The sequence below is a fragment of the Sphingomonas sp. CD22 genome, assembly GCF_034556155.1.
Lineage (GTDB): Bacteria > Pseudomonadota > Alphaproteobacteria > Sphingomonadales > Sphingomonadaceae > Sphingomonas.
The window spans coordinates 50,285-63,534 of sequence record NZ_JAYDYX010000003.1 but is presented as its reverse complement, the minus strand read 5'-3'; the positions used below and the strand labels follow the sequence as shown (position 1 = coordinate 63,534).

Below are 13,250 nucleotides of genomic sequence, written 5' to 3'. Positions count from 1 at the left end.
GGCAAAGCGCAGGCATCGTGACACCTTGCTTCTCGCGATTCTCCGTCCCGGTCGCGGAGGACACCTCACCTACCGCGTATGCAGGCCGATGCTCACCAGCAGGATCGTCGCGAGCAAGGCCGCCATCTGGACGGTACGCCAGTCGACGAAGCCGACGCGGTCGGGATCGGCGCGCAGCCGGCGGCGGCGGTCGGCGATCCCCGCTGCAAGCGCGAGCAGCACCGCGGCGCCCGCCGCCCAGAACATCGCCGGCATCCTCCGCGCTCAGCCCAGCTTCTCGACCTTGTCCTGCAAGCGCGTCAGTTCCGCCTTCAGCGCGGCGATCTGGTCGTCCTTGCTCGCCGGGGCGGGCGACGGTGCCGGTGTGACGGGTGCGACCGCCGGCGTCTGGAACGCCTGCGCGGCGACTTCGAGCATCTGCAGATTGCGCTTGGCGATTTCCGCGAAGGGAGAATGCGCGAAGGCGCCCTCGACCGCCGACTTGAACTGTTCCTGGTTGCGGCGGAAGCTGTCCATCGACGCCTCCAGATAGCCCGGCACCATCGCCTGCATCGAATCGCCGTACATCGAGATGAGCTGGCGCAGGAAGCTGACTGGCAGCATCGTCTGGCCGCGGCTTTCCTCTTCCATGATGATCTGGGTCAGCACGTTGTGCGTGATGTCGTCGTCGGTCTTGGCGTCGACGACCTTGAAGTCGCGCCCTTCGCGGGTCATCGTCGCCAGATGCTCCAACGTGATGTAGGACGAGGTCTCGGTATTATAGAGGCGCCGGTTGGCGTATTTCTTGACGATGACGAGTCCGTCGGCCCTGGCCTGCTTCTTCATACCGCTCCCCTGTCGCGCGACGGTCCTTTGCCGTGACTGAGGCCGATGGTACGCCGCAATTTTTCGCACCGCAACACGGCCCGCGCCCCCTGCCGCTGTTCCTCGACATGCTGCGCAGCGAAACCGCAGCAGATCCGGCACGGACCGCGGCGGCGCTCGCCGGGCTCGCCGCCTATCAGCAGGCGCCCCGCCCTGCCCCGCCCGCGCCGATGCCGGCGCTCGCCACCGCCGGGCGCGCGTGCCTGCGCTATTACGGCGGGCGTGGACGGATGGTCGTGTTCGTACCGTCGCTGATCAACCCGCCCGCGATCCTCGACCTCGGAGAGGCGTCGCTGGTGCGCTGGATGGCCGGCCAAGGCTGCCGCGTCGCGCTGGTCGACTGGGGCGAGCCGGGCGCCGCTGACCGCGATATGGGCATGACCGGCCATATCGAATCCTTGCTGCTGCCGCTGATAGAGCAGCTCGACGAGCCGCCGGTGCTGGTCGGCTATTGCCTGGGGGGAACGATGGCGATGGCAGCGGCGGGGGCGACGCCGGTCGCCGGCCTCGCGACGATCGCCGCGCCGTGGCATTTCGCCGGTTATGGCGATGCCGCGCCCGGCATGCTCGACCTGTGGCAGGCGGCGAAGCCGACCGCCGAGGCGCTGGGCGTGCTGCCGATGGAGGTGTTGCAGGCGGGCTTCTGGCGGCTCGATCCGGCGCGCACCGTCGCCAAATACGAATCGTTCGGGCGGCTCGACCCCGACGGCGAGGCCGCGCGCGCCTTCGTCCGGCTGGAGGATTGGGCCAATGCCGGCGCGCCGTTGCCGCTCGCCGCGGCGCGCGATCTGTTCGAGCGGTTCGTCGCCGCGGATGCGCCGGGCACTGGCGCCTGGATCGTCCGCGGCGGCGCCGCAGCGCCGCAGCGGCTCGGATGCCCGGCGGTCGAATTCGTCTCGCTCACCGACCGGATCGTACCCGCGGCGACCGCGGCGGGGCTCGCCGACCGGCGCGACCTCGGCCTCGGCCATGTCGGGATGATCGTCGGCGGGCGCGGCCGCGCGATGCTGTGGGAGCCGCTCGCGCACTGGATCGCGGCGCTGCCGCCGGGTAGACACGGATCACAATAGGAGCAGGATCATCATGACCGAGATCGTCATCACCGCCGCCAAGCGCACGCCCGTCGGCAGCTTTCTCGGCGCCTTCGCCGCCACCCCCGCGCACGAGCTGGGCCGGATCGCGATCGAGGCGGCGCTCGCGCAGGCCGGCGTCGACGGTGCCGACGTGTCGGAGGTGATCCTCGGCCAGGTGCTGACCGCGGCGCAGGGCCAGAACCCCGCGCGGCAGGCATCGATGGCGGCGGGCATTCCCAAGGAGGTGCCGGCGTGGGGCGTCAACCAGGTCTGTGGTTCCGGGCTGCGCGCGGTCGCGCTCGCCTGTCAGGCGATCCAGACCGGAGACGCCTCGATCGTCGTCGCCGGCGGGCAGGAGAGCATGTCGATGAGCGCGCATGCGCAGACGATGCGCGGCGGCACCAAGATGGGCACGGTCAGCCTCGTCGACACGATGGTGGTCGATGGCCTGACCGACGTGTTCAACGGCTATCACATGGGCATCACGGCGGAGAACCTCGCCGAGCAATATCAGGTGACGCGCGCCGACCAGGACGCCTTCTCGGTCGCCAGCCAGAACAAGGCCGAGGCCGCGCGCGGCGGCGGTCGCTTCAAGGACGAGATCGCACCGGTGACGATCAAGGGCCGCAAGGGCGATACGATCGTCGCCGACGACGAATATATCCGCGCCGGCGCGACGATCGAGAGCGTCGGCGGCGTTCGCCCGGCGTTCAAGAAGGACGGCACCGTCACCGCCGCCAACGCCAGCGGCCTCAACGACGGCGCCGCCGCGCTGGTGCTGATGAGCCGCGCGGAGGCCGAGCGGCGCGGCACGCCGGTGCTGGCGACGATCAGGAGCTGGGCGAGCGCCGGCGTCGACCCGTCGGTGATGGGCATCGGCCCGGTGCCGGCATCGCGCAAGGCGCTGGAAAAGGCCGGCTGGACGATCGCCGACCTCGACCTGATCGAGGCGAACGAGGCATTTGCGGCGCAGGCGCTGTCGGTCGGCAAGGAGCTCGGCTGGGATGCGGAGAAGGTCAACGTCAACGGCGGCGCGATCGCCATCGGCCACCCGATCGGCGCCAGCGGCGCGCGCGTGCTGACCACGCTGCTCTACGAGATGCAGAAGCGCGACGCGAAGAAGGGCCTGGCGACTTTGTGCATCGGCGGCGGGATGGGGATCGCGATGTGCGTGGAGCGGTGATGCACACGCTGACGAATGCGCAACATCCGGACATATAAGCTGTAATTTTTGTGTCATTTTAGCGACACTTTTGGTTAAACCGCTCGATTACAATTGTTTCCACTTTAAACCGGCTTGTCCGGATCGGTCCGGGTACGCCAACAAGGCCTCCTGACAAGGCGCAAAGCCTGAAAACAGGGGACTGACATGAAGAACTGGTTGCTCTCCGCGAGTGCGCTCGCGGGCGGGATGTTGCTCGCCACCAACGCCTTTGCGCAGACGGCGCCCGAAGCCGGTGCGCCGCAGGCTGGCAGCAACACCGCTGGTACGTCGATGGCCGCGCCGGATCAGGATGAACCGGCTCAGCGTTCGGGCGAGGAGATCGTCATCACCGGGTCGCGCATCCGTTCGCCCAACGCCGTGTCGGTCGTGCCGATCACGACGGTGTCGGCCGCCGAACTGACGCAGACCGCACGAACCTCGATCGGCGACGTACTCAACGACCTGCCGCAGCTGACCAGCACCTATAGCCAGTCGAACTCGACGCGCTTCCTGGGTACCGGCGGCCTCAACCTGCTCGACCTGCGTGGTCTTGGCACGTCGCGTACGCTCGTCGTGGTCAATGGCCGCCGCCATGTCGGTGCGGACATCCTCAACAACGCGGTCTCGGTCGACGTCAACACCATCCCGACCGATCTGGTCGACGGCGTCGATCTCGTCACGGGCGGCAACTCGGCGGTCTATGGCTCCGACGCGATCGCCGGCGTGGTCAATTTCCGTCTTAAGCAGAATTACGAAGGTCTGCAGATTCGTGCACAAGGCGGCGTCAGCGACGAAAAGGACGCCGGTAGCTATTTCGTCAGCCTGACCGGCGGCAAGAATTTTGCCGACGATCGCGGCAATATCGCGGGCAACCTGGAATATGCCCGCACGGAGGCGTTGTTCGCTTCCGACCGCAAGGCCTATCGCCAGAACGACACGTTCGTCACGACCAACGTCGATCCGTCAGGCGTGGGCGTCGACGGCAAGCTGAATTACGACGGCGTTCCCGACGCGGTCTTTTTCCGCAACGTGCGAAGCGCCACGATCTATGACGGAGGGCTCGTGTCCTTCGCGGGTGCACCCGGCGGCGCAAACTCCCAAGCGCTGTGCGGTCGCGATCCGCTGGGACGCGCCTATACCTGCAACTATTTGTTCCAGCCCGGCGGCTCACTGGTGCAGGAGACCGGCACCCGCGTCGGCATCGCCAACGGTTCGGCGGCCGCACCCTCGGCCGCGCCGTCCGGCGCGTTCATCGGTGGCAACGGCAACACTCGCCGTGAAGGCACGCTCGTCCAGCTCCTCCCGCAGCTCGACCGGTATTCGGCCAACCTGCTCGGGCATTTTGCCGTATCCGACGCGTTTGTGCCGTTCTTCGAGGCGAAATACGTCCGCGTCGACTCGGTCAGCCTCGGCGGCTCGGGCCCGGCATTCTACACCGGTCAGACGATCGATGCGCTTTATGAGCGCCCCCGTCTGGACAACCCCTTCCTCAGCACCGACTCGCGTGCGGTCCTGACGGCGCAGGCATTGCAGGCGGTCAACGCAGGCCTCAACCCCACCACGGGTGCGGCGATCACCGCCGCTCAGGCGGATACGTTGCGCGCGCAGATCAACAGCGGCGCCTATCGCTTCATCCTGCGCAAGAACCTGACCGACCTGGGGTCGCGTCGCGAGGATGCGCGGCGTGAAACCTACCGCTTCGTAGGCGGCGTGCGCGGCGACTTCGCCGAGACGTTCAACTACGAAGTGTCGGCGAACTACGGCGAATTCAAGGAGCGGACCCGCGTCCTCGGCAACGTCGACGTACAGCGGCTCAGCCTCGCGCTCGACGCGGTGCGCAATCCTGCCGGGCAGATCGTCTGCGGGTCGCAGCTCGATGCCTCCCGCTTCGCTTTCGGTGAGGATCTCGGCGGGAACGCTGCAAACCTTGCCAGCGATATCGCCAATTGCCAGCCGCTCAATCCATTCGGCACCGGCGGCATCTCCGATGCATCGCGCAACTACGTGCTGCGCAACACCGTATCGGAAGGCAAGATCACGCAGCTTGACCTGCTCGCCAACGTCTCAGGCGATTCGTCGAAGTTCTTCAATCTGCCGGGCGGCGCCGTGGGCTTCTCGCTCGGCGCAGAATATCGCCGCGAGACGAACTACTTCCAGGCGGATCCCTACGTCCAGGCCGGCTATACCTTCTACAACGCGCTGGCAAAGTTCGACCCGCCGTCGTTCGAAGTGAAGGAAGCGTTCGGCGAGTTGCGCGTTCCGCTGCTCAAGGACATCACGCTCATCAAGGAGCTGACGGTCGGCGCCGCCGGCCGTGTCTCGGACTACAAGGGTTCGGCGGGCACCGTCTATACTTACAACCTCAATGCCATCTACGCACCGGTCGAGGGTGTACGTCTGCGCGCCAATTACGGCCGGTCGGTGCGCGCGCCGAATCTGAGCGAATTGTACGCTTCGGCTGGACAGAACTTCGCACCGAATTTCAGCGACCCCTGCTCGGCGGACAACCTGGGCCGCGGCACCCAATTCCGGGCGGCCAATTGCGCGGCGGCGGGCATCCCGACGTCGTACAATTACCAGTATGTGCAGTCGCTCGAGATTCTCAGCGGCGGCAATGCCAATCTGCGCGCGGAAAAGTCCGACTCCTACACTTACGGCGCCGTGATCTCACCGACCTTCGCGCCGGGATTGGTGCTTTCGGTCGATTACTACAATATCAAGGTGAACAACGTCATCACCTCGGCCGGTGCTCAGGGAACGGTCAACAATTGCTACGACTCGCCGTCGATCACGGACAATCAGTTCTGCGCCCAATTCCAGCGCGTGGCAGCGGGGCAGACCGGGCCGAACGGCGAACAATCCTACCGCATCATCGAAGGTGCTTTGCTGGACAACCCGCTCAACTACGCGAGTCTGAAGCGCCGTGGTATCGACGCCAATCTTTCCTACTCGCACCGGGTCGGCGAGACGCGGCTCTCGGGCCAGGTGATCTATACGCATCTTCTGGAGAGCAGCAGCTTCCTCAACCCGCTGCAGCCGGGCTTCGCCGACACGGTCGTCGGGGAGCTGGGTTATCCCAAGGATGAGGTCACGGTTAATCTCGGGGCGGACTTCGGCGTGATCTCGCTGGATACGCAGTTCCGCTATCTGTCGAAGCAGTCCGTCGGGGCCATCGAGAACCGTGTCGCGTTCCAGGGTCGCCCGGCACAGAATCTCGACGACTATGACATCCCGTTCTACCCGGACGTGCTGTACATCGGTGCCAAGCTTGGCATCGACATCGGCGAGCGCTCCACCTTCTATCTCGGTGTGGACAATCTGACCGATCGCCTGCCGCCGCTCGGGGCGACCGGCATCGGCTTCGGCAGCGCCATTTTCGACAACATCGGCCGCCGCTTCTACGCGGGCGTGACCGCTCGCTTCTAAGTCGCTTAGATAGCAACGACAAAACTAGGGCCGGTGGTTTCCACCGGCCCTTTTTTCGTTCAGTCTCCACGGATGCAGAACGACCCGATGGCCGCTGTGGATGCGATGATGCGCGCCGGCCGCGTCGCCGAAGCAATCGCCACGGTCGCCCGGCTCGCGGCGGCCGATCACGGCGACGCGCTATTCCAGCAAGCGTTGTGGCTGCTCCAGGGCAGCCCCCTGCCCCGCGATCTGCCAGCGGCACGCGCGGCGTTGCGGCGGGCAGCGGAGGGCGGCCATGCCGAGGCACGGCTGATCGAGATCGCGCTCGCGGCGAACGGCACCGGTGCGACCGCCGACTGGCGCCGCGCGATGCGGCTTCTCGCAGTAGCGACCGCGGCAGGCGACCCGCATGCCCGGCATCTCCAGATGCTGCTGTCGGCGATGGCGATCACCGACGACGGCCTTCCCGCCGGTCCGCCCGAGATCGAACCCCTCACCAGGGACAGCAGCGTTCGCCGCGTGTCCGCGGCACTGACCGCCGCCGAATGCGCGCACATCGCCAATGCCGCGAACGACCTGCTGGCCCCGGCCGCGGTCGTCGACCCGCAAACCGGACGGCCGATCCCGCACCCGATCCGCACGTCGGACGCGGCGGTGCTCAGCCCGGTGCGGGAGGACCCGGTGATCCGTGCGATCAACGTGCGGATCGCCGCGCTCAGCCACACCCAGGTGTCGCAGGGCGAGGCGCTGACGATATTGCGCTACCGCCCAGGCCAGCAGTTCCGGCTTCACGCCGATATCCTGCCCCATGTCCGCAACCAGCGGGTCACAACGGTCCTCGTCTATCTCAACGACGGGTTCGGCGGCGGCGAGACGACCTTTCCCGACCACGGCCTGACTATCCGCCCAAAAGCCGGCGATGCGATCATCTTCGATAACGTCGACGCGCAGGGTCGGCCACTCACCACCGCCCGCCACGCCGGCGAGCCCGTCCGCAGCGGCGTCAAATGGCTCGCGACGCGGTGGATCCGCGCGCGGCCGTTCGACGTGTGGACCGGCCCCGAGGCGGTCTGATCACACCCACCCCCGCGCATAGCGCTGCCCCAGCAGCGTCAGCAGCTCATATTGCGACATCCCGCTCGATGCCGCCGCCGCGGGCAAAGCGAAATCGAGCGTGACCCAATCCCCTTCCGCCAGACCGGGCGCGGCGGTGACGTCGAGCGCCATCAGGTCCATCGAGACGCGGCCGATCACCGGCAACGTGCCGCCCGCCGCGCTGCCGGCGTCGGAAAAGCCGCGGACATAGCCGTCGGCATAGCCGAGGTTGAGGATCGCGACCTCGGTCGTGCGCGGCGCCGTCCAGGTGGCGTTATAGCCGACCGTCTCGCCGGCGGGAACGGTGCGGCGTTGCAGCACCTGCGCCTCGGGCGTCGCCACCTGACGGATCGTGCCGGCGAACTCCGGCCGGACGATGCCGCCGTACAAGGCGATCCCCGGGCGGGTGAGGTCGAAGGCATAGTCCGGCCCAAGCGCGATGCCGGCGGAATTGGCGAGGCTCATCCGCCGCGCGCGCGTCACCCCCGCCAGCGCCGCGAAGGCGGCGCGCTGGCGATCGTTCATCGCGCTGTCCTCGTCGGCGCAGGCGAGATGGCTGATCAGCGTCTCGATCCCCAGTCCGTCGAGCAGGCCGTCGCGCACCGCCGCGGGCGACACGCCAAGCCGGTTGATGCCGGTATCGACCATCACGTCGCAGGCGCCGCCGCCCGCCGTCCGCCAGCGCGCGACCTGCGCCTCGCTGTTGAGCACCGGGCGCGCGATGCCCTGTAGCGCCAGCGGCATATCCTCGGCGCGGACGCCGTGCAGCACCGACAGCGGCAGGCCGAGCGGCGCCAGCCGCGCCGCCTCGGCCCAGGTCGCGACGAAGAAGTCGCGGCAGCCGGCGGCGGCGAGGTGTTCCGCAACCGCGGTCGCGCCGAGGCCGTAGCCGTCCGCCTTGATCGCCGCGCCGCACGCCGCCGCGCCGCTCATCCGGTCGAGCGCGCGCCAATTGTCGGCGAGGGCATGGCGGTCGAGGCGGAGGCGGAGGGGAAGGGTCACGCGGGGGCGTGTAATCGCCCCGATGGCCGGCGTCGAGGTACGGCGGCTCAGTCGAGCCGCGCGCGTACCCCGATCCACAGCGTCCGCGGCGTCGCGCGTTCGACGATATCCGCGCCGCTGATCCCCGCCTCGACGCGGGCGTCGAAGACGTTCTCGGCGCGCGCCTCGATCGTCAGCACGCGCGTCAACGGCAGCGCGGCATAGCCGTCGAGCGTCGTCGCGGGGGCAAGGCTGCGGCTGTTCTGGTCGTCGTCGAACTGGCGCGCGACATGGCGCAGCGTCGCCGACACCGCCGCGCGCCGCTGCCGCCAGCCGAGCGTCCCGGATAGCGCGTCGCGCGGCGTCTGTGCCGGACGCAGGCCGTCGAGCGCCACCGCCGCGCCCGATGCGCGCACCCGCGCGTCGACATGGCTCCACGAGGCGAGCGCGGTGAACGGCCCGGTCGCATAACGCGCATCGACCTCGACCCCGGTCGAGCGGATCGCATCGAGGTTGCGGCGGACGCGCATGGCGCTGGTCGGCGTCGAGGAGAGCGTGACGTTGGCGATCGCGTCGTCGAGCCGGTTGTGGAACAGCGTCGCCGCCAGGCTGGCGCCGGCGAACGGGGTCAGCGTGACGCCGCCTTCGATCCCGGTCAGCCGTTCGGGCGAAAGCCCGGCATTGGCGGTGGTGACGTCGTTGCCGACCCGGAACGGACGATACAGCTCGTTGAGCGTCGGCAGCCGCCAGCCGCGATAGCCCGCGGCGCGCAGCGTCACCGCGGCGGCGGCGCGCCAGGCGGCGCCGAGCCGGCCGGTGAATTCGCTGCCGTCGCGATCGGCGAAGCGATTGTCGGTCAGCGCCGCGCCGCCGGCGAGCGGCCGCTCGCTGAGATAGCCGCCGTCGATCCGCCACCAGTCGACACGCCCGGCGCCGGTCAGCGTCAGGTCGCCGAGCGCGACGCTGCCATCGGCGAACAGGCCCTGAGTGCGGGTCGATCCGCCCGCCTCGCGGCGGCGGGTGGGGCTGGCGTTGACGAAGGTGAACAGCTCCTGCGTCTTGCCGGAGACGTCGCGGATGTCGGCGCCGAGCCGCAGGTCGATCGCCGCGCCGACCGGCGGCTGCACCTCCAGCCGCGCGCCGAGGCCGGTAGCCGGCGTGTTATATTGGTCGAGCGACTGGCTGATCGTCGTCCGCGCGGCGTTGATGCTGGCGAAGCTGGAGGCGAAGGCACGGGTCTGCAGATAGGCGAGCGCCGACCAGCCCCAGGCGCCGCGGCCGACGAGGCGCAGGCTGGCGTCGGCGCCGTCCGAACGATTGGCGGTGAACGCCGTGCCGCGGTCGCGTCGGTCGGTGAAGGCGCTGACATTGGCCTGCACTTCTGTCGACGGCGCGACCGTCACGACGGTGCGCAGCGCGCCCGACGCCTGTTCGTAGGGCGCGGCGCGATCGACCGGGCCGCGGCGCGACGCGACCGTCGGCACGAAACCGTCGCCGCGTGCATAGGCGCCCGACAGCGTCGCGAAGCCGCCGTCGCGGACGAGCGCCGCCGACCCCTGCGCCTCGACCGAATCGCGGCTGCCGTAGAACAGGCTGGCGTCGAGCGGCGCCAGCTGGTCGGGGGTCGCACTGTCGAGCTGGACCGTGCCGGCGAGCGCGCCGGGGCCGAAATAGCCGCTGCCGCCGCCGCGCGTCACCCGCACCTGGCCGAGCCGCCCGGTGGCATAGGCCGGAAAGGCGACCCAGCCGCCGAACGGATCGGCCTGCGGCACGCCGTCGAGGATCAGCAGCGCGCGGCTGGAGGCATTGCCGCCGATGCCGCGCAACGTGATGCCCTGGCTGGTCGGATTGGCGGTGCGGCTGTCGGAGCGGCGGAACTGCTGCAACCCGGCGACGTCGGCGAGCACGCTCTCCAGCCGCGCGCTGGCATTGGCCTGAAGCCGGTCGCGATCGATCGTGACGATGTCGAACGCGCGCTCGCCCGGCGAATCGGGCAGGCCGCGGCCGGTGACGACGATATCGGGCGCCGGGTCCGGGCCGGCCTGTGCGAGAGCGGGGACGACGATCGCCGAAGCGAGCAGGACGGCGGCGGGAAGCAGGAGACGCATCGCGCCCCCATGGCGGTTTCCGTCGGCGAGGAGAATGAAGAACCGCACTGATTCAGGTGGATGTACCGGCAAGCGCCTGCGGGATTACGGATTGGTTCGCGACCTCATCACCTACTACGACCGATCGACATTCATGTCGTGGACGATGACAATTCCTCCCCCTGGCGGGGGAGGAATTTCGCTCCGACGATGAATGTCGATCTCGCCCAAGCCGCCGCCATCCCGCCGGTATGTGACACGGACGTTGCAACGTCGCCGCGGATCGGGAACGATCTGGGTCGCGCTGCGCTTGCTGCTGAATCGAAGGAGACGATCATGGCCGGTCCTTATTCTCTGCCGCTCGCGCCAGTGCCGCAGCCGGTGTCGCGATGAGCCGGCCGGTGCTGGGGGCGTCGGCGCTGCGCGACGAGCTCAATCAGGCGGCGTTGCGGCTGTCGCTCGATAGCGAGGGAGCGAAGATCGAGTTCATGCTGCCGACGCTCGCCGATCCCTGGGACGGCAAGGCCGGCCACAATTGGGACGTGCAGGCCTTTTGCCCCGAAGAGCTGGACGCGATCGCGCGCCGTGCGGTCGAACAGGTCGCCGCGGCGTGGGACCTCGACCCGCACAATACCGAGGATGAAGTGACGTTCGTCGCCGACCGCTGATCGCGGTGCCTGCGTCTCTTGCGTCTCAGGTGCGCGATCGGCGCGACGTGCACCATTGTCGCGGGGCGATCGGGTCCCTAGAATAACTCTGACAATTTCCGAGAGAGGTATTTCCATGATCGACGGCGCCCTGCTGATCGGTGGCGAAGCACGCCAGGCCGCGAACCGGTTCACCGCGGTGAACCCGGCGAGCGGCGAGACGCTGACCCCGGACTTCTCGTCGGCGAATGCCGATGCGGTGACCGAGGCCTGCACGCTCGCCGAAGACGCGTTCCCGACTTATGCCGCGACCGACCTCGAAGCGCGCGCCGCGTTTCTGGAAGGCATCGCGCAGAACATCCTCGAAATCGGCGACGAGTTGATCGAGCGTGCGATCGCCGAAAGCGGCCTGCCGCGCGCCCGCCTGGAAGGCGAGCGCGGCCGTACGGTCGGCCAGCTCAAGCTGTTCGCCGGCGTCGTGCGCCAGGGCGATTTCCTCGACGCGACGATCGATCCCGCCCTGCCCGACCGCGCGCCGCTGCCGCGCCCCGACCTGCGCCGCGTCAATCTCGCGATCGGCCCGGTCGCGGTGTTCGGTGCGTCGAACTTCCCGCTCGCTTTCTCGGTGGCGGGTGGCGACACCGCCTCGGCACTCGCCGCCGGCTGCCCGGTGGTGGTGAAGGGCCATCCCTCGCACCCCGGCACCGGCGAGCTGGTCGCGCGCGCGATCCAGAAGGCGGTCGCGGACGCCGGCCTGCCCAGTGGCGTCTTCTCCTATCTGCCCGGCGAGACCAACGAGCTGGGCGGCGCGCTGGTCGCCGATCCCCGCATCCAGGCGGTCGGCTTCACCGGTTCGCGCGGCGGCGGCCTCGCCCTCGTACGCATCGCCGCCGAGCGTGACGAGCCGATCCCCGTCTATGCCGAAATGTCGAGCATCAACCCGGTCGTCCTCTTCCCCGCCGCGCTCGCCGCGCGCGGGGCGGCGCTGGCCAAGGAATTCGTCGGCTCGCTGACGATGGGCGCCGGCCAGTTCTGCACCAACCCCGGCCTCGTGCTGGCGGTCGACGGCCCCGATCTCGACGCCTTCGTCGAGGCGACAGGTTCGGCGCTGACCGAAAGCGCGCCGGCGACGATGCTGTCGCCCGGCATCCACGCCAGCTTCGAAAAGGGCGTCGAGGCGCTCGCCGGCCATCAGGCGGTGCGCACCGTCGCGCGCGGCAAGAGCGGCGATGGCGTCAACCAGGCGGTCGGCGCGTTCTTCGAGACGACCGCCGACCAGTTCCTCGCCGACGTCAAGCTGTCGCACGAGGTGTTCGGCTCGTCGTCGATGCTGGTCCGCTGCCGCGACCTCGGCGAGATCGCCTCGGTGATCGCCAAGCTGGAAGGCCAGCTCACCGCGACGCTGCAGATCGATCCTGCCGACGAGGCGGAGGCGGCGAAGCTCGTGCCCGTGATCGCGCGCCGCGTCGGCCGCATCCTCGCCAACGGCTGGCCGACGGGTGTCGAGGTGGCGCCGGCAATGGTCCACGGCGGCCCCTTCCCCGCGACGAGCGACGGGCGGACGACCTCGGTCGGCACGCTGGCGATCGCGCGCTTCCTGCGCCCGGTTTGCTTCCAGAACCTCGCGCCGGCGCTGCTGCCCAAGCCGCTGCACGACGACAACGCCTGGAGCATCGCGCGCCGCCTCGACGGCAAGCGCGAGGCGAGCCCGCGGTAAACCGAAACCGATCCCTCCCTCGCTTCGGCGGGGGAGGGCTATCGAACCGGATTGCCGGTCTGGGGTTCGCGTCCGCTTCCACCCGTTACCCCGGACGTGTTCGAGACGTCTGCGAAGCGCCTGACGTATCGCTGGTGTGGAGCGCACCGACTTTCGTAGAAGTCTCGACCCGTT

11 protein-coding genes are annotated in these 13,250 nt (G+C 68.9%); 7 read left to right on the top strand and 4 right to left on the bottom strand.

The genetic code is table 11. The annotated features are described in order from the left end of the window. Positions 1 to 69: 69 nt before the first annotated feature. Together SFC76_RS06650 and phaR are read right to left on the bottom strand one after the other, a co-directional pair. A complete protein-coding gene (locus SFC76_RS06650; protein ID WP_322848706.1) occupies positions 70 to 246 on the bottom strand; it encodes a hypothetical protein in 177 nt (58 codons plus the stop codon). 18 nt (positions 247 to 264) lie between these two features. Continuing rightward, positions 265 to 825: a polyhydroxyalkanoate synthesis repressor PhaR gene (phaR, locus tag SFC76_RS06645; protein WP_322848705.1), complete on the bottom strand. Its 561-nt coding sequence runs from the start codon at positions 823 to 825 to the stop codon at positions 265 to 267. 107 nt (positions 826 to 932) lie between these two features. Here phaR and SFC76_RS06640 point away from each other — a divergent pair, with 107 nt between their 5' ends. The 4 genes from SFC76_RS06640 (at position 933) to SFC76_RS06625 (ending at position 7,623) form a co-directional block, all read left to right on the top strand. Continuing rightward, positions 933 to 1,934, top strand: coding sequence for an alpha/beta hydrolase (locus tag SFC76_RS06640; protein WP_322849082.1), 1,002 nt, complete (start codon positions 933 to 935; stop codon positions 1,932 to 1,934). A gap of 13 nt (positions 1,935 to 1,947) precedes the next feature. Continuing rightward, positions 1,948 to 3,120, top strand: coding sequence for an acetyl-CoA C-acetyltransferase (locus SFC76_RS06635; protein ID WP_322848704.1), 1,173 nt, complete (start codon positions 1,948 to 1,950; stop codon positions 3,118 to 3,120). A 186-nt stretch (positions 3,121 to 3,306) separates the two neighbouring features. Beyond that, the gene (locus tag SFC76_RS06630) at positions 3,307 to 6,567 is read left to right on the top strand and encodes a TonB-dependent receptor domain-containing protein (protein WP_322848703.1); all 3,261 of its coding nucleotides are present in this window, start codon (positions 3,307 to 3,309) and stop codon (positions 6,565 to 6,567) included. Positions 6,568 to 6,654: 87 nt separating this feature from the next. Beyond that, positions 6,655 to 7,623: a 2OG-Fe(II) oxygenase gene (locus SFC76_RS06625; protein ID WP_322848702.1), complete on the top strand. Its 969-nt coding sequence runs from the start codon at positions 6,655 to 6,657 to the stop codon at positions 7,621 to 7,623. Here the strand turns inward: SFC76_RS06625 and SFC76_RS06620 are convergent, their stop codons facing one another. Both SFC76_RS06620 and SFC76_RS06615 read right to left on the bottom strand, forming a co-directional pair. Next, positions 7,624 to 8,646 (bottom strand): alanine racemase, encoded by a 1,023-nt coding sequence (locus SFC76_RS06620; protein WP_322848701.1) that lies wholly within the window; start codon positions 8,644 to 8,646, stop codon positions 7,624 to 7,626. It lies immediately after the preceding gene. 47 nt (positions 8,647 to 8,693) lie between these two features. Then, positions 8,694 to 10,733: a TonB-dependent receptor gene (locus SFC76_RS06615; RefSeq protein ID WP_322848700.1), complete on the bottom strand. Its 2,040-nt coding sequence runs from the start codon at positions 10,731 to 10,733 to the stop codon at positions 8,694 to 8,696. 189 nt (positions 10,734 to 10,922) lie between these two features. Between SFC76_RS06615 and SFC76_RS06610 the strand changes: the two genes are divergently transcribed. The 3 genes from SFC76_RS06610 to SFC76_RS06600 all read left to right on the top strand — a co-directional run bounded on the left by SFC76_RS06610 (position 10,923) and on the right by SFC76_RS06600 (position 13,076). Continuing rightward, positions 10,923 to 11,105: a hypothetical protein gene (locus tag SFC76_RS06610; protein WP_322848699.1), complete on the top strand. Its 183-nt coding sequence runs from the start codon at positions 10,923 to 10,925 to the stop codon at positions 11,103 to 11,105. Continuing rightward, positions 11,102 to 11,380 carry a hypothetical protein gene (locus tag SFC76_RS06605; protein WP_322848698.1) on the top strand — a complete coding sequence of 93 codons (279 nt, stop codon included), beginning with the start codon at positions 11,102 to 11,104 and terminating at the stop codon, positions 11,378 to 11,380. Before SFC76_RS06610 ends, SFC76_RS06605 begins: the two co-directional genes overlap by 4 nt. Positions 11,381 to 11,495: 115 nt before the next feature. Further along, a complete protein-coding gene (locus SFC76_RS06600; protein ID WP_322848697.1) occupies positions 11,496 to 13,076 on the top strand; it encodes an aldehyde dehydrogenase (NADP(+)) in 1,581 nt (526 codons plus the stop codon). The last annotated feature ends 174 nt before the right edge of the window (positions 13,077 to 13,250 follow it).

Coding starts and splice junctions, on each gene's coding strand:
- SFC76_RS06650 (WP_322848706.1), bottom strand. CDS start 246: ATGTTCTGGGCGGCGGGCGCCGCGGTGCTGCTCGCGCTTGCAGCGGGG.
- phaR (WP_322848705.1), bottom strand. CDS start 825: ATGAAGAAGCAGGCCAGGGCCGACGGACTCGTCATCGTCAAGAAATAC.
- SFC76_RS06640 (WP_322849082.1), top strand. CDS start 933: ATGCTGCGCAGCGAAACCGCAGCAGATCCGGCACGGACCGCGGCGGCG.
- SFC76_RS06635 (WP_322848704.1), top strand. CDS start 1,948: ATGACCGAGATCGTCATCACCGCCGCCAAGCGCACGCCCGTCGGCAGC.
- SFC76_RS06630 (WP_322848703.1), top strand. CDS start 3,307: ATGAAGAACTGGTTGCTCTCCGCGAGTGCGCTCGCGGGCGGGATGTTG.
- SFC76_RS06625 (WP_322848702.1), top strand. CDS start 6,655: ATGGCCGCTGTGGATGCGATGATGCGCGCCGGCCGCGTCGCCGAAGCA.
- SFC76_RS06615 (WP_322848700.1), bottom strand. CDS start 10,733: ATGCGTCTCCTGCTTCCCGCCGCCGTCCTGCTCGCTTCGGCGATCGTC.
- SFC76_RS06610 (WP_322848699.1), top strand. CDS start 10,923: ATGAATGTCGATCTCGCCCAAGCCGCCGCCATCCCGCCGGTATGTGAC.
- SFC76_RS06605 (WP_322848698.1), top strand. CDS start 11,102: ATGAGCCGGCCGGTGCTGGGGGCGTCGGCGCTGCGCGACGAGCTCAAT.
- SFC76_RS06600 (WP_322848697.1), top strand. CDS start 11,496: ATGATCGACGGCGCCCTGCTGATCGGTGGCGAAGCACGCCAGGCCGCG.